Raw genomic sequence first — 15,412 nt, 5'->3', positions numbered from 1 at the left:
GGAAGCAAAATGAACAAATATATGAACATGAATAACAGGAACAAGAAGAACGGGATGCTGAAGTGGGTTGGACTTGTGGAGCTGATCATGGGTGCTATGAACCTGTCAAACGGTCTGCTGTCCATGTATGTCCTGTTTTCCAAGGGCCAGGAAGTACTGGATGAGATAGAGAAGACCAATCATATTACAGTGACCATGCAGGAGATGACCATTTCCGTTTTGGTGACTGTGGTGCTGGGAGCCGCCATGCTGGCTGCAGGCCTCATTGCCATGATGTTCAACGGCATCAAGGGAAAAGAGAAGCTGCCGTTTATCATGGGCATTATCCTTCTTGCGTGTATTCTGATATCGAATATCATCAATATTGTGATGCTGAGAAGCTCTTTCAGTCTTTCCTTTATCTTATGGGTAGTGATCCACGGGCTGTATCTGTACGGCGCTTACCGCAATAAGCAGAATATAGAGGCTGAGAATTTGTAGAAGAGAGTGGGCAGATATGGAAGTTTACAGACATAAGACCCAGTATTATGAGACAGACCAGATGGGAATCGTACATCACTCCAATTATATCCGCTGGTTTGAGGAGGCGAGGACAGATTTCCTTGAGAAGCTGGGGATGGGATATGACAGGATGGAGGCAGAGGGAATCATAAGCCCGGTGCTCTCCGTGTCCTGTGAGTACAGGACTATGACGCATTTCGGAGAGACTGTGGCGATTGCCGTGGCGCTGACAAAATATAACGGTATCCGGCTGGAGCTGGCATATACGGTCAGCAGCGCGGACACCGGGGAGGTTCGGGCAGTGGGAAGCTCAAAGCACTGTTTTCTTGACAGAGACGGTAATATCCTTTCTCTCAAGAAAAGGAGTCCGGGGTATCATAAAATGCTGGAAGAGTGTGTGAAATAGAATGTCGGGGTTTCTTTGACCGGACGTCACCCGGCCCCTGGCTTCTCTCACGCAAACACCCGCAACGCTCGGCCGAGCTAACCGTTAACTGCAACTAAGACGTTCGGGAAAGCCCTCACGCCTAAGTTTCCGTAAACGGTGGATCTCGTCCTCCCTAAGTGCGCGGGCAAATGTTTACGTGAGAGAAGCCAGGGGCCGGGTGCCTGTTGGTTGGAAAGCGGGAGGTATCCGGTTTGCAGACGAAATGTTTTCTCCGGTGCGGAAGTGTATTACACCGGTAATTGGTGTCTATATATTTATTTATGTTAGAAATACTCCGCCTGTGAAATTTATTTTGAGAACTTTCGTTTCCAGTACACAGTCATGGGGGCATGGGAATCTCTCAGGCAGGCATTTGCCCGCGCTTTTAGCGATGGCGAGATCCACCGTTTACGGAAACTTAGGCGTGAGGGTTTTCCCGAACGTCTTAGTTGCAGTTAACGGTTAGCTTGACAGAGCGTTGCGGGTGTCTGCCTGAGAGATTCCCATGCCCCCATGACGTCCGCTTAAGCCAAAAAAGCCACAAAATAAAATTCCCGTTTCCTCTTGACAAGGGGGCGGAATTTTTTTATACTGTAAGTGTACTAAGACACATAGTACACTAGATACACATAAATCGGACCAATAAAGAAAAGAGGAAACTCTATGATTGTGATTGATTACCAGAACCGAAAACCGATTTACGAACAAATTGTAGAGCGCTTTCAGATGCTGATCGTAAGAGGCGTGCTGGAACCGGACTCTCAGATGCCTTCTGTCCGTTCTCTGGCAACGGAGCTGTCCATCAACCCCAATACCATTCAGAAAGCATATACGATCCTGGAGCAGCAGGGATATATCTACCCCGTTAAGGGAAGGGGAAATTTTGTGTCCGGCAGCAGGAATCTTGTGGAACAGAAGAAGGATAACTTTTTCCAGAAGCTGAGGATCGTCATTCGGGAAGGGATTGAGCTGGGCGTTACAAAAGAGGAGTGTGTGAGCCGGACTGCGGCGCTGTACGAGGAGGTTAGCCATGATTAAAGCAGAACATTTGTCTAAAGCCTTTGGGGAGATCAAGGCAGTGGACAACATCGACATTGAGATTCCGGATAACAGCATATTTGGTCTGGCAGGAACAAACGGTGCAGGTAAGAGTACCTTTCTGCGTCTTTTGTCCGGTGTTCTGAAACCGGATCAGGGGAGTGTTAAAATAGACGGAAAGCCTGTCTTTGAACAGGAGGAGATAAAGCAGGAGATTTTCTTTCTGCCGGACAGTGCGTATTTTATTCCGAATGCCACAGGAAGATCCATGGCTGACTGGTATGCTGTTTACTATCCGAAATTTGACAGGAAACGGTTTGACGAGCTGGCAAAAAGGCTGGATCTGGACACCGGAAGAAAGATACATACCCTTTCCAAGGGAATGAAGCGCCAGGTATCCATGCTTCTGGGCGTCTGCGCGGGCACAAAGTATCTTTTCTGTGATGAAACCTTTGACGGTCTGGACCCGGTGATGCGGCAGGCAGCCAAGAGTATACTGGCCTATGAAGTGACAGAGCGGGAGTTTACCCCTGTGATCGCCTCCCACAACTTAAGGGAACTGGAGGATATCTGTGACCATGTGGGACTTCTTCACAAAGGCGGCGTCCTTTTGTCAAGAGAGGTGGAGGATATGAAGCTTCACATTCATAAAATCCAGTGTGTCATCCAGAATCCTGTGCTGGAGGAAGAACTTTTAAGGGAACTGGAAGTGGTGCAGCATGAGAAGCGGCTGTCCCTCATGACCATGGTTGTCCGCGGGGAGAAGGACAAGATCATGGAGATCGTGGAGAGCAAGTTCCCGGTATTTGCGGAGATGATTCCGCTGACCCTGGAAGAAATCTTTATCAGTGAAACGGAGGTAGCGGGATATGACATCAAAGATCTCTTTTACTAAGATGGTGATGCAGAATGTGAAGGAAAGAGGCGCATGGCTTCTTGTCACATTTCTTGTACTGCTGATGACACTTCCGGTCCAGATCATGATGCGTCTGGACAATGTGGCTGCCCTGGGGCTGAAACCGAAAGAGATGGAAAAACAAGCGGCGGATGTATTTCTGAACACCACAGGGTTTGACAATGTGTTTCTGCTGTTTTTTGTGGTGATCGCTGCGTTCTGTCTGGGAATGACAGGATATCATTATCTATACTCCAGGGAGAAGACGGATTTTTACCACAGTCTTCCTCTGAAAAGGGAACGGATATTCTTTGTGCCTTATGTGAGCGGGATTCTGATCTTTGCCGTACCGTATCTTATCAACCTGCTTCTGGCACTGCTGGCCGGAGCGGTTAAGGGAACCTTTCCCGCACACGCCGTTTCACTGGCACTGGGGGCGTTTCTGACCCATATGGTATTCTTTCTGGTATTTTATCATGTGGCCATACTGGCTGTGACGCTTACCGGAAACCTGTTTACCGGGGCTATGGCATATGCTGCTTTTTTAAGCTATGGGTTTATCATAAAAGAAGTTTTTATAAGCATGTCCGAACGATTTTTCCAGACTGTGGTGCCCACCATGCTGTATGGCGGAAGCTTCAGTTTTATGAGGATTTCCTTCCATGGAGGCGGGTGGACCTTCTCACCGCTTTATGCCTATTATATGGCTGCTTTAGAGGCGGTAAAGGCAGTGAGAGTGACAGAGAGAAAAACCCCGTGGGTATGGTGCGGGATCGGCGCGGTCCTTGCACTTGTGATTCTGCTGCTCTGTATCCTGGTGTACCGCCTGCGGCCGTCAGAGAGCCATAACAAGGCCATCGCTTTTAAGAAACTGGAGCCGGTCATTAAGATTGCGGTGGTATTTCCGTTTTCCATTCTGTTTGCCATTGGCGTCAGCTCCGGAATCGGGACACATGTATTTATCTGGTTTGTTATGATCCTCGTGTTTTCGGCGTGGGTACTGTCCACTGCCATGGATTTTCTGTACCGCATGGATATCAAAGAAAGCCTGCGCCCCCGCCTTTCCACGGGCGTGGTGCTGGGAATGCTGGCAGTTATTACTGTCATCTACCGCTTTGACGTCCTGGGGATGGACACGTATCTTCCGAAAGAGAACAAGATAGAGTATATGTCTGTCTACATTGAGAAAATAAACGGTCTGTACAGCTATCCCTACAATTCCGTGTATTACCGGGGAAGCAGCCAGATGAAATCCTATCTTGACAACACGAAATTCGAGGATTTTGAAAGTATTTACGATTTGGCGAAAATGGGTGTGGAAGTCCAGGAAAAAGACGGCGGTTTTCCGAAGGTGCAGGACGGAGAGAGCGTACTCTACTACTGTGTGAAATATCACTTAAAATCAGGAAGAGACGTCTACCGGTATTATGAGATCAAGCAGGATGAGCAGGCGGTCTCCCTGATGGGTAAAATTTATGACAGCTGGGAATACAAAGAGCAGACTCTTCCTGTGGAATTTATAGATGAGGACAAGATCACAGAGATATCTCTCAAGGACATCTACTCTTCCAACCGTCAGGTCACAACCTCTGCAGAAATGATGAAGAATATATTTAAGACCTACAAAAGTGAATGGGAGAGCTTAAGCTTTGAGGACAGCACGAAACAGCAGGTGGTGGGCTTTTTGTACGTGGAAAGTCTGACAGGGGAAACAAACGAAAAATATGAATATGGAACCGTGGTCTATGATGACACCCAGACCCAGACACTTCCTCTGTATGAAGGATTTGTAAACACAAGAAAGCTTTTAGAGGAGGCAGGGTGCACGGTCTATACCGCCAAAGATCTGGACAAGATAGAAAAAATCGTACTGGTTTCAGCGGATAACTACGGAAAAGAGGAGGAATACACCTTCTCAGACCGGAAGGATATAAAGGAAATTCTGGAAAATTCTCTTTTTGACCAGTACAGCAATCCGGCTCTTGACAACTATCCGGATTATACAAAGGGTGTGCGCATTTACTGGAAGGATGGCCAGGGCGAGACAAAAGAGGGTATTTTCCTCAGCAATAACCCGCCTTCCTGTGTGAAAAAAGTTTTAAAAACCGAAGATTGACGAACCGTCTGAGATATATAAAAACAGGGGCTGCCGCATGCATGTGCGGTAGCTCTTTGTCGTGGTTGACAAGGCAGGAACAAAGAGGGTAAAATAGAAATATCAATGATTCCGGCCCCAGTGATATCCGGCGGAAGGAAGAGGAAAACAACATGAAGAGACAATTATCCTTTGAGAATGAAAAGGAACTGATGCTGGTGGGAAAGGCGCTCGCCTCAGAGATTCGGATTCGTATCCTGAAGCTTCTGGATGAAAATCCCCTGTGCGTCAATGAGATCGCGGAGATTCTGCAGATTCCGCCCTCCTCAGCAGCTTTAAATGTCCGTGTACTGGAGGAAGCAGGACTTATCAGAACCGAGTTAAAACCCGGGGTCCGGGGCTCCATGAAGCTCTGCATCCGGCAGAACGAGGAACTGGTGGTTCATCTGCAGCAGGCAAAAGGAAAAAAGCATGAGGAACTCATTTCCATGCCTGTGGGCAATTATGTGGATTATAAAATAACGCCCACCTGCGGCATGGTCAATGATGAGGAGTATATTGACGGGGAAGACGAGCCACGGTGCTTTTATGATCCAAGGCGGACCACTGCCAAGCTGGTCTGGTTCTCCTCCGGTTATCTGGAATACCGGTTCCCCAATGCGGGGATTCAGGGAAGCCTGGTAAAGCGTTTGGAGATATCCGCGGAGCTGTGTTCAGAAACCGCAGATTATGATCTGGACTGTCCCTCAGACATCACTCTGTGGGTCAACGGCGTGGACGCGGGAACCTGGGCCTGTCCCAGTGACTTCGGAGGCAGAAGAGGCAAGTTGAATCCGGACTGGTGGGAAGATAAGAATTCCCAGTACGGCAATCTGAAAAAATGGGTGATGGATACAGAGGGAACGTATCTGGACGGCGTGAAGGTGAGCGACGTTCCGGTATCCGGATATGATCTTGTGGAAGGCCCTTACATCTCGGTGCGTATCGGCATCAAGGAGGATGCGGAGCATATCGGCGGTGTCAATATCTTCGGCAGCAGTTTTGGGGATTACCCCCAGGATATCCTTATGCGGATTGAATATTGAAAAAAATATTTCCTGTGTTATAATAGGAACAGGAAAATTGTTTTAAAACAAAATTAATATAACTAATGTGCCTGCAGAATGCATCAGTTATATTGGAACATAGGAGGTAGGGAGGATGAAGCGAAAACTGCAAAACCGGTTTTGTGAGCTGTTTGGCGCAGACGGCGACATCCGTTTCTATTTTTCACCCGGCCGTGTGAACCTCATCGGGGAGCACACAGACTACAATGGAGGACATGTATTTCCCTGTGCCCTCACAAACGGTACATATGGAGCGGCGAGAATCCGGAATGACCGGAAACTGCGCCTTTACTCCGAGAATTTCAGCAACGCGGGGGTTTTTGAGACCAGCCTGGATGACCTGGCCTATCATGACAGGGCAGGGTGGACCAACTATCTGAAAGGTGTTATCTGGACCTTCTGCTCCAAGGGATACCCTGTGGAGAGAGGGCTTGACCTGGTGATCGGCGGCAATATTCCCAATGGTTCAGGGCTTTCCTCCTCCGCATCCATAGAGCTTCTCATGGCTATGGTTTTAAAAGATCTGTTCGGATTTTCGGATATGAGCAAAACAGATATGGCCCTTTTCGGACAGTATGCGGAGAATAAATTCTGCGGTATGAACTGCGGGATCATGGACCAGTTTACTGTGGCCATGGGGAAGAAAGGCCATGCAATTTTCCTGGACACCAGCGATCTGGATTATAAATATGTGCCCATCAAACTGGGAAATGCTTCCCTTCTCATCTCTGTCAGCAACAAGAAAAGAAGGCTGACAGATTCCAAATACAATGAAAGAAGAAGGGAATGCGAGGCAGCGCTTCGGGAGCTTCAGTCAATCGTAAATATTCATTCACTGGGCGAATTGACGGAGGAGGCTTTCGAGGAGGTCAAGGAGATCATCAAAGACCCGGTGCATGTCAGGCGTGCACGCCATGCGGTCTATGAGAACCAGCGGACCATACAGGCGGAAAAGGCTCTCAGGGAGCATGACCTGAAGCTGTTCGGCAGGCTTATGAATGAGTCACACATCTCACTGAGAGATGACTACGAAGTTACGGGAAGGGAGCTGGATACCCTGGCAGAGGCAGCCTGGAACCAGCCCGGCGTCCTGGGATCCCGCATGACAGGTGCAGGCTTTGGCGGCTGTACGGTCAGTATTGTGGAGGACGGCTTTGTGGATGCGTTTATTCGGAATGTGGGCTCTTTTTATAAGAAGAAAATTGGTTACGGTGCGGATTTCTACAGAGTGGAGATTGGTGACGGGGCCAGAAGAATCGGATAACAGGAAGGGGAAATACTATGTTAAACAACAGTATTAAAAAACTTGTGCAGTACGGATTGGAGACAGGCCTGGTGCCTGCATGTGAGAGAAATTATACCATCAACCTGCTTCTGGATTTATTCCGTCAGGACGATTACGAGGAACCGGCAGAGGAGTATGAGAATGTGGACCTGGAGGAAACGCTGGGTGAACTCCTTGATGAGGCTGTAAAGCGCGGCCTTATTGAAGACAGTATCGGCTACCGCGACCTGTTTGACACCAAGATCATGAACTGCCTTATGCCGCGTCCGGCACAGGTGCAGGAAAAATTCTGGAAGGAATACGAGAAATCCCCGGAGACAGCCACGGATTTCTTCTATAAGCTGAGCCAGGACAGCGATTACATCCGCCGCTATCGGATCAAAAAGGACAGAAAATGGACGGTGGACAGCCCGTATGGCACCATTGATATCACCATTAACCTGTCAAAACCGGAAAAAGATCCGAAAGCCATCGCAGCAGCTAAAAATGCAAAGCAGAGCAGCTATCCGAAATGTCTTCTCTGTATGGAGAATGAGGGATATGCAGGCCGTCTGAACCATCCGGCCAGAGAAAACCACAGGATCATCCCCATCACCATCAATGACAGCGGCTGGGGCTTCCAGTATTCCCCGTATGTGTACTACAATGAGCACTGCATTGTGTTCAACGGACAGCATGTGCCCATGAAGATCGAGAGAAACGCCTTTGTGAAGCTCTTTGACTTTGTAAAACTGTTCCCTCACTATTTCCTGGGCTCCAATGCGGATCTGCCTATCGTAGGCGGCTCTATACTGAGCCATGACCATTTCCAGGGAGGGCATTATACCTTTGCCATGGCGAAAGCACCCATGGAGGAGAGTGTGACCATACCGGGTTATGAGGATGTGGAGGCCGGCATTGTGCACTGGCCATTGTCCGTGCTCCGTATCCGTCACAGGGATGAGAAGCGCCTCATTGACCTGGCGTCACATGTGCTTGAAAACTGGAGAGGCTACACCGATGCGGATGCTTTTGTATTTGCGGAGACAGACGGAGAACCGCACAATACCATCACTCCCATCGCAAGAAAGGTTGGAGACACCTTTGAACTGGATCTGACACTGAGAAACAATATTACCACAGAGGAGCACCCCCTTGGTGTCTATCATCCGCACGCAGAGTATCATCACATTAAGAAGGAGAACATCGGCCTGATCGAGGTAATGGGGCTGGCTGTACTTCCGGCAAGACTGAAAGACGAGCTGGAGCTGCTGGCATCCTATATTCTAGAAGGCAGAGACCCTGTGGAAAATGAGATGCTTCAGAAGCATGCGGACTGGGTAAAAGATTTTCTGCCCAAATACAAGGATATCAATCAGGACAACGTGATGGACATTCTCCAGGAAGAGGTAGGACAGGTCTTCGTCAAGGTGCTGGAGGACGCAGGCGTGTACAAATGTACCCCTGAGGGAAGAGCTGCATTCCGAAAATTCCTTGCCACATTATAAAATATCGGTTATAATAAGATACAAAAAAGACAGGTCGGGTGCCTGTCTTTTTTGTTAAAGATATGCTATACTAATTTTATATTGCCGGAAATTCCGGCTAAACAGACAGAAGAGAGTGTGAATACAAGGTATGAAAGAGAAAAGGGTAGCAGATTCCCAGACAGAGCAGACGTATCTCATGCGTCCCAAGTATCTGAATGGCTACGGAAAGCTTTTCGGCGGACAGCTCATGGGCTGGATCGACGAGATTGCCAGCATAGTAGCCATGCGGCACAGCGAATCCGAGATCACGACTGCTGCCATAGATAACCTGAATTTTAAAGAAAGTGCCTCTGTGGACGATGTGATCGTTCTGCGGGGAAAGATCACCCATGTGGGGCGCACTTCCATGGAAGTGCGTGTGGATACCTATGTGGAGAGCCGCCGGGGAATCCGAAAGATCATCAACCGTGCCTACGTGGTCATGGTGGCAGTGGATGACTGCCAGCATCCCATACCGGTACCGGGCCTGCTGGTGGAGACCGAGGCGGAAAAAGCCGAGTGGGAAGGCGGCGAAAAACGCTATGCCCTCCGCAAACAGCGGCGAATAGAAGGGTATTGAGTTGAGATATTGATAAATAAAGGAGATAAAGATGAGCGAAAAAATCCTGCTGATAGACGGACACAGTATACTGAACAGAGCTTATTACGGCCTGCCGGAGCTTACCAACTCAGAGGGGCTTCACACCAATGCCATATATGGCTTTTTAAACATCCTGTTCAAGACCATAGAGGAGGAGAAGCCGGATTACCTGACCGTAGCCTTTGATCTGCACGCGCCCACCTTCAGGCACCAGATGTATGATGCCTACAAAGGCACCAGAAAACCCATGCCACAGGAGCTGAGGGAGCAGGTGCCTGTGATGAAGGATGTGCTGGCAGCCATGGGTGTCTGTATGATCTCCATGGAGGGGTATGAGGCGGATGACTTACTGGGTACTCTGGCTAAGAAAAGTGAGGCAAAAGGCATGGAGGTCACAGTCCTCTCCGGGGACAGGGACCTTCTGCAGCTTGCCAGCAGCCATATCTGCATCAGAATCCCAAAGACCAGATTCGGCAAGACCACAGTGGAGGATTATTTCGCTGATGACGTGAAAGAAAAATACCAGTTAAGCCCTGAGCAGATCATTGAACTGAAAGCGCTCATGGGGGATGCCTCTGACAACATTCCGGGACTTCCGGGAGTCGGGGAGAAGACAGCCACCAAGATCCTGCTGGAATACGGAAGTGTGGAAAATGCCCACGCCCATGCGGAGGACATCAAGCCCAACAAGGCGAAGAACGCTTTTCTTGAGCATTATGACCTGGCTGTTTTGAGCAAAAAGCTGGCAACTATCAATACGGACAGTCCGGTGGATTACGACTGGGACAGTGCCAGGATCAAGGATTTTTACACCCAGGAAGCCTATGAGTTCTTCAAGGAGCTGGAATTTAAAAACTTCCTTTCCCGTTTTGAGGATACCAGTGCCCCGGCAGAGGCCCAGAAGAGCTTTTCAACGGTGACAGAGCTTGAGCAGGCTGAGGAAATCTTTGCAAAGGCCAGGACAACGCCGGAGCTGGGACTCCATATCCTGAAGGAAAACGGTGTATTTCTGGGGATGGGTCTTGCCTGCAGGGAGGGGGAGAGTGTTGTATCCTGCTGCTTCCTGCCCCAGGGATTTCTCACAGAGGCCTATCTGCTGGAGCAGGCACAGATACTCTGTCAGGAGGCTGCCATGGTATCTTCTCTGGATGTGAAATCCATGCTGCGCCAGATGAACCTGGAGAACCACACGAAGATGTTTGATGCGGGGATCGCGGCCTATCTGCTGAATCCGCTGAAATCTTCCTACACTTACGATGACATTGCAAAAGAGTACCTGGGAGAGATGCTTCCCGCGAAGGAAGACCTTCTGGGAAAACTGAATTATACAAAGGGAATGAAAGAACAGGAGGAACAGGCAGCCTTGTCTGTCTGCTACATGGCTTACGTTGCCCTGAAAAGCAGGGAGCCTCTGAAAAAGGCTTTGGAGGAGACAAAAATGCTGCACCTGTTCACGGACATAGAGATGCCTCTTCTCTTTACCCTCTCTGACATGGAGAAGGAGGGAATCCGTGTGAATGCCCAGGCTTTAAAAGAATATGGGGACCAGCTTTACGTGAGGATTCAGGAGCTGGAGAAGGAGATCTACCGGGAGGCAGGGGAGGAGTTCAATATCAATTCCCCCAAACAGCTTGGCGTCATCTTATTTGAGAAGCTGCAGCTGCCTGGCGGCAAGAAGACCAAGACAGGATATTCCACTGCGGCGGACGTGCTGGAAAAGCTGGCCCCTGACCATAAGCTGGTAGCAGATATTCTGGAATACAGACAGCTTGCAAAGCTGAAATCCACCTATGCGGATGGGCTGGCTGTCTATATCGGGGCGGATGAGAGAATCCACTCCACCTTTAACCAGACCATCACGGCTACAGGGCGTATCAGCAGTACAGAGCCAAATCTGCAGAATATTCCCATCCGCATGGAGCTTGGCAGACTGATCCGGAAGGTATTTATCCCAAAAGACGGGTATGTGTTTACCGACGCGGATTACTCCCAGATCGAGCTGCGTGTGCTGGCGCATATGTCAGGGGATGAAAAGCTGATCCAGGCATATCAGGAGGCCCAGGACATCCACCGCATGACAGCCTCCCAGGTATTCCACGTGCCTTTCGATGAGGTGACGGATCTGCAGAGGAGAAACGCCAAGGCAGTCAACTTCGGAATCGTCTATGGAATCAGCTCTTTCGGCTTATCCCAGGATTTGAGCATTACCAGGAAAGAGGCGGCCCAATATATTGAGAATTATTTTGAGACATACCCGAAGATCAAGGGATTTTTGGACGGGCTGGTGACCGAGGCAAAAGAGAAGGGATATGTGACCACCATGTTCGGCAGACGGCGTCCTGTTCCTGAGCTGAAATCCAGCAATTTCATGCAGCGCTCCTTCGGCGAGCGTGTGGCCATGAACTCGCCCATTCAGGGAACCGCGGCTGATATTATTAAAATCGCCATGATACGGGTATGGAAAGCTCTGAAGGAACAGCATTTAAAATCACGTCTGCTTCTGCAGGTGCACGATGAGCTTCTGGTGGAGACTGCAGAGGATGAGAAGGAACAGGTATCCGCGATTCTGGAAAAAGAGATGAAAAATGCCGCCAGCCTGGCGGTATCCCTGGAAATCGACATGCACACAGGCAGCAACTGGTATGAGGCGAAATAAATGCTGCTGTTCACACGCCGCTGTCCCGTCAGGTGTTTTCAGGCCGAAGGCATGAAAATCCCCGGGCAGCCGGCGTGAGGAAGGTGACGATCCGGATATGGGGACAGTCATAGGGGAGTACAATGGATAAAGGAGGAACTGTTATGAGAGTCATAGGTGTGACCGGAGGGGTAGGCTCCGGAAAGAGTTTTGTACTGAATTATATTGAGGAGCATTTTGATGCGCGGGTGGTAAAGGCAGATGACGTGGGACACCTGCTGATGATGCCCGGACAGGCCTGCTATGAGCCGGTGGTCCGGCTTTTTGGGGACTGGATCGTCAATGAGGACGGTTCTCTTAACAGGGAAACCATCGCCCAGATCGTGTTTGATAAGAAAGATATGCTGGAAAAACTCAATAAGATCATTCATCCGGCAGTGAAGAAATATATCATCCGGGAGATTGAGCGGTCCAAAAAAGAGGAGACGGAATTCTTCTTTATTGAGGCAGCTTTGTTATTGGAAGATAATTATGATGAAATTTATGATGAAATGTGGTATATTTATTGCGAAAAAGAAGTGCGCATGGAAAGGCTTCGCCGGGACAGGGGATATTCTGAGGAAAAAGCCCGAAGAGTAATGGAAAACCAGTTGTCCGAGGATGAGTTTGAAGCCAGATGTGACTTTTTACTATATAACGACGAAGATGTGGCACATACCTATCTTCAGATTGAGCGAAGGATGAGAACATATTATGAATCTATGTAGTATTGCCAGCGGAAGCAGCGGCAACTGTATTTACGTGGGCAGTGACCACGCCGGCGTCCTGGTGGATGTGGGGATCAGCGGCAAGAAGATTGAGGAAGGGCTCAACACCATTGACCGCACCACAAAGGACTGTGACGGTATCCTGATCACCCATGAGCACTCGGACCATATAAAAGGTCTGGGTGTCATCTCCAGAAAATATAAGATTCCCATCTACTGTACCAGGGGAACCATGGAGGAGATGCAGCGCATGACCACTCTGGGCAAGATGCCGGAGGGACTGTACCGGATCATACGGGCAGATGAACCATTTTCCATCGGGGATCTGGACATCCATCCCTTTAACATTTCCCATGACGCGGCAGAGCCTGTCGGGTACAGGGTGAATCATGAGGACAAGTCCGTGGGAATCGCAACGGACCTGGGCAAGTATAATGATTACATAGTGGAACAGCTCCAGGGACTGGATGCCCTTTTGCTGGAGGCAAACCACGACGTGAATATGCTGCAGGTGGGAAGTTATCCCTATTACTTAAAACAGAGGATCCTGGGCGAGAGAGGACATCTGTCCAACGAGTCAGCAGGCAGGCTTCTGTGCCGTCTGCTCCATGATAAAATGAAACAGATCATGCTGGGACATTTGAGCCGGGAGAACAATTACGAAGCACTGGCTTATGAGACCGTCTGCTCAGAGGTGACCATGGGGGAAAATCCCTGGTGTTCCTCAGACTTCAAAATCTCCGTAGCGCACAGGGACTGCGCGTCGGAACTGATTACCGTATAAAAAAAATACATCTGTGAGGAGAAAATAATGAAAAAGACAATTATCAGCGTAGTAGGACAGGATACCGTAGGAATCATCGCCAGAGTCTGCACCTATCTGGCAGAGAACAATATTAACATCCTGGATATTTCCCAGACCATCATTGACGGTTATTTCAACATGATGATGATCACAGATACCAGCAGATCCGAGAAGAAGCTGGATCAGATTTCTGCAGAATTATCTGTACTGGGTGAGGAGATCGGTGTTATGATCCACGCACAGCACGAGGATATCTTTACAAAAATGCACCGTATCTAAGCTGGAAAACCCGGGAAAGGACAAGAGAAAAATATGATTAACATTTTTGAAGTAAATGAGACCAACAAAATGATAGAGCAGGAAAATCTGGATGTGCGTACCATTACCATGGGAATCAGCCTTCTGGACTGCATAGATTCTGACCTGCAGCAGGTGAACAGAAAAATCTACGACAAGATCACCACCCTGGCAAGAAACCTGGTGAAGACCGGTGACGAGATTTCCGGAGAGTACGGAATCCCTGTTGTGAACAAGCGAATCTCTGTAACCCCCATTGCGCTGGTGGGCGGTGCGGCCTGCAAAGCGCCGGAGGATTTTGTGACTCTGGCAGAGACTCTGGATCGGGCAGCAAAAGAAGTGGGAGTGAACTTCATCGGCGGCTACTCTGCGCTTGTGTCAAAAGGTATGACAAAGGCGGACGAGATGCTGATCCGCTCCATCCCGGAAGCCCTGGCAGCCACAGAGAGAGTCTGCAGTTCCATCAACCTTGGCTCCTCCAAGACAGGCATCAACATGGATGCTGTGAAGCTTATGGGAGAAATCGTTCTTGCTACTGCCCAGGCGACCAGGGAGCAGGATTCCCTGGGATGTGCCAAACTGGTGGTATTCTGCAACGCCCCGGATGACAATCCGTTCATGGCAGGCGCTTTCCACGGTGTGACAGAGGCGGATGCCATTATCAATGTGGGTGTTTCCGGACCCGGTGTTGTGAAGACAGCTCTGGAAAAAGTGCGGGGAAAAGATTTTGAGGTGCTCTGCGAGACCATCAAGAAAACGGCCTTTAAAGTAACACGCGTGGGACAGCTGGTAGCCCAGGAGGCATCCAAGCGCCTGGGGATTCCCTTCGGCATCGTGGATCTGTCACTGGCACCCACTCCGGCCATCGGGGACAGTGTGGCAGATATTCTCCATGAGATTGGTGTGGAATATGCAGGTGCCCCAGGTACCACAGCAGCCCTTGCGCTTTTAAATGACCAGGTGAAAAAAGGCGGCGTTATGGCATCCTCCTATGTGGGCGGTTTAAGCGGTGCCTTCATTCCGGTCAGCGAGGACCAGGGAATGATCGATGCGGTCAATGCCAATGCCCTTACCATAGAGAAGCTGGAAGCCATGACCTGTGTCTGCTCTGTGGGGCTGGATATGATCGCCATTCCGGGAGACACCAAAGCCAGCACCATTGCCGGCATCATTGCGGATGAATGTGCCATCGGTATGGTGAACCAGAAGACAACGGCTGTCCGTTTGATTCCGGTTATCGGAAAAGGTGTGGGAGAGACTGTGGAATTCGGAGGACTTCTGGGTTATGCACCGATCATGCCGGTCAATCCGTATTCCTGTGAAGCGTTTGTAAACAGAGGCGGAAGGATTCCGGCTCCTATCCACAGCTTTAAAAATTAGAGAAATAGTCAGGCCGTGTTCCGGTTGTGGAATGCGGTCTTTTTTTGTTTCTAAGCGGACGTCACCCGGTCC

Annotated in this window: 14 protein-coding genes; all 14 read left to right on the top strand. The window is 49.5% G+C overall.

Translation table 11 applies throughout. The features are described 5' to 3' along the window. Positions 1–9 precede the first annotated feature (9 nt). The 14 genes from V8Q34_RS18280 to V8Q34_RS18215 all read left to right on the top strand — a co-directional run bounded on the left by V8Q34_RS18280 (position 10) and on the right by V8Q34_RS18215 (position 15,340). A complete protein-coding gene (locus tag V8Q34_RS18280) occupies positions 10–480 on the top strand; it encodes a hypothetical protein (RefSeq protein ID WP_054352453.1) in 471 nt (156 codons plus the stop codon). Positions 481–496: 16 nt separating this feature from the next. Further along, the gene (locus V8Q34_RS18275) at positions 497–907 is read left to right on the top strand and encodes an acyl-CoA thioesterase (protein WP_054352454.1); all 411 of its coding nucleotides are present in this window, start codon (positions 497–499) and stop codon (positions 905–907) included. 684 nt (positions 908–1,591) lie between these two features. Next, positions 1,592–1,966 carry a GntR family transcriptional regulator gene (locus V8Q34_RS18270; protein ID WP_033143365.1) on the top strand — a complete coding sequence of 125 codons (375 nt, stop codon included), beginning with the start codon at positions 1,592–1,594 and terminating at the stop codon, positions 1,964–1,966. Further along, positions 1,959–2,861 (top strand): ABC transporter ATP-binding protein, encoded by a 903-nt coding sequence (locus V8Q34_RS18265; RefSeq protein WP_033143366.1) that lies wholly within the window; start codon positions 1,959–1,961, stop codon positions 2,859–2,861. Before V8Q34_RS18270 ends, V8Q34_RS18265 begins: the two co-directional genes overlap by 8 nt. Then, positions 2,836–4,977, top strand: a complete 2,142-nt coding sequence (locus tag V8Q34_RS18260; RefSeq protein ID WP_256139456.1) for a DUF6449 domain-containing protein — start codon at positions 2,836–2,838, stop codon at positions 4,975–4,977. Before V8Q34_RS18265 ends, V8Q34_RS18260 begins: the two co-directional genes overlap by 26 nt. Positions 4,978–5,129: 152 nt before the next feature. Next, entirely contained in the window at positions 5,130–6,041 is a 912-nt protein-coding gene (locus V8Q34_RS18255; RefSeq protein ID WP_033143368.1) for an ArsR/SmtB family transcription factor, read from the top strand. A 115-nt stretch (positions 6,042–6,156) separates the two neighbouring features. Next, positions 6,157–7,326 (top strand): galactokinase, encoded by a 1,170-nt coding sequence (locus V8Q34_RS18250; RefSeq protein ID WP_335836051.1) that lies wholly within the window; start codon positions 6,157–6,159, stop codon positions 7,324–7,326. A gap of 17 nt (positions 7,327–7,343) precedes the next feature. After that, positions 7,344–8,834: a UDP-glucose--hexose-1-phosphate uridylyltransferase gene (galT, locus tag V8Q34_RS18245; protein ID WP_335836050.1), complete on the top strand. Its 1,491-nt coding sequence runs from the start codon at positions 7,344–7,346 to the stop codon at positions 8,832–8,834. A 130-nt stretch (positions 8,835–8,964) separates the two neighbouring features. Continuing rightward, positions 8,965–9,435, top strand: coding sequence for an acyl-CoA thioesterase (locus V8Q34_RS18240; protein WP_033143371.1), 471 nt, complete (start codon positions 8,965–8,967; stop codon positions 9,433–9,435). A gap of 31 nt (positions 9,436–9,466) precedes the next feature. Then, positions 9,467–12,112, top strand: a complete 2,646-nt coding sequence (gene polA / locus V8Q34_RS18235; RefSeq protein WP_227210786.1) for a DNA polymerase I — start codon at positions 9,467–9,469, stop codon at positions 12,110–12,112. Between the two features lie 143 nt (positions 12,113–12,255). Continuing rightward, positions 12,256–12,858, top strand: a complete 603-nt coding sequence (gene coaE, locus V8Q34_RS18230; RefSeq protein ID WP_033143373.1) for a dephospho-CoA kinase — start codon at positions 12,256–12,258, stop codon at positions 12,856–12,858. After that, complete coding sequence (locus V8Q34_RS18225) at positions 12,845–13,642, top strand: MBL fold metallo-hydrolase (protein ID WP_033143374.1); 798 nt, start codon at positions 12,845–12,847, stop codon at positions 13,640–13,642. The genes coaE and V8Q34_RS18225 overlap by 14 nt, the downstream gene beginning before the upstream one ends. Before the next feature lie 27 nt (positions 13,643–13,669). Then, positions 13,670–13,942, top strand: a complete 273-nt coding sequence (locus V8Q34_RS18220; protein ID WP_033143375.1) for an ACT domain-containing protein — start codon at positions 13,670–13,672, stop codon at positions 13,940–13,942. A gap of 33 nt (positions 13,943–13,975) precedes the next feature. After that, a complete protein-coding gene (locus V8Q34_RS18215) occupies positions 13,976–15,340 on the top strand; it encodes a PFL family protein (protein WP_033143376.1) in 1,365 nt (454 codons plus the stop codon). Positions 15,341–15,412 lie beyond the last annotated feature (72 nt).

The sequence above is a fragment of the Blautia sp. JLR.GB0024 genome, assembly GCF_037000545.1.
GTDB classification, from domain to species: Bacteria; Bacillota; Clostridia; order Lachnospirales; family Lachnospiraceae; genus Blautia; species Blautia celeris.
This window is presented reverse-complemented; position numbering and strand designations above follow the sequence as displayed.

Bases quoted from the DNA above. Each gene is read 5' to 3' on its own strand.
- V8Q34_RS18280 (WP_054352453.1), top strand. From the start codon at position 10: ATGAACAAATATATGAACATGAATAACAGGAACAAGAAGAACGGGATG.
- V8Q34_RS18275 (WP_054352454.1), top strand. From the start codon at position 497: ATGGAAGTTTACAGACATAAGACCCAGTATTATGAGACAGACCAGATG.
- V8Q34_RS18270 (WP_033143365.1), top strand. From the start codon at position 1,592: ATGATTGTGATTGATTACCAGAACCGAAAACCGATTTACGAACAAATT.
- V8Q34_RS18265 (WP_033143366.1), top strand. From the start codon at position 1,959: ATGATTAAAGCAGAACATTTGTCTAAAGCCTTTGGGGAGATCAAGGCA.
- V8Q34_RS18260 (WP_256139456.1), top strand. From the start codon at position 2,836: ATGACATCAAAGATCTCTTTTACTAAGATGGTGATGCAGAATGTGAAG.
- V8Q34_RS18255 (WP_033143368.1), top strand. From the start codon at position 5,130: ATGAAGAGACAATTATCCTTTGAGAATGAAAAGGAACTGATGCTGGTG.
- V8Q34_RS18250 (WP_335836051.1), top strand. From the start codon at position 6,157: ATGAAGCGAAAACTGCAAAACCGGTTTTGTGAGCTGTTTGGCGCAGAC.
- galT (WP_335836050.1), top strand. From the start codon at position 7,344: ATGTTAAACAACAGTATTAAAAAACTTGTGCAGTACGGATTGGAGACA.
- V8Q34_RS18240 (WP_033143371.1), top strand. From the start codon at position 8,965: ATGAAAGAGAAAAGGGTAGCAGATTCCCAGACAGAGCAGACGTATCTC.
- polA (WP_227210786.1), top strand. From the start codon at position 9,467: ATGAGCGAAAAAATCCTGCTGATAGACGGACACAGTATACTGAACAGA.
- coaE (WP_033143373.1), top strand. From the start codon at position 12,256: ATGAGAGTCATAGGTGTGACCGGAGGGGTAGGCTCCGGAAAGAGTTTT.
- V8Q34_RS18225 (WP_033143374.1), top strand. From the start codon at position 12,845: ATGAATCTATGTAGTATTGCCAGCGGAAGCAGCGGCAACTGTATTTAC.
- V8Q34_RS18220 (WP_033143375.1), top strand. From the start codon at position 13,670: ATGAAAAAGACAATTATCAGCGTAGTAGGACAGGATACCGTAGGAATC.
- V8Q34_RS18215 (WP_033143376.1), top strand. From the start codon at position 13,976: ATGATTAACATTTTTGAAGTAAATGAGACCAACAAAATGATAGAGCAG.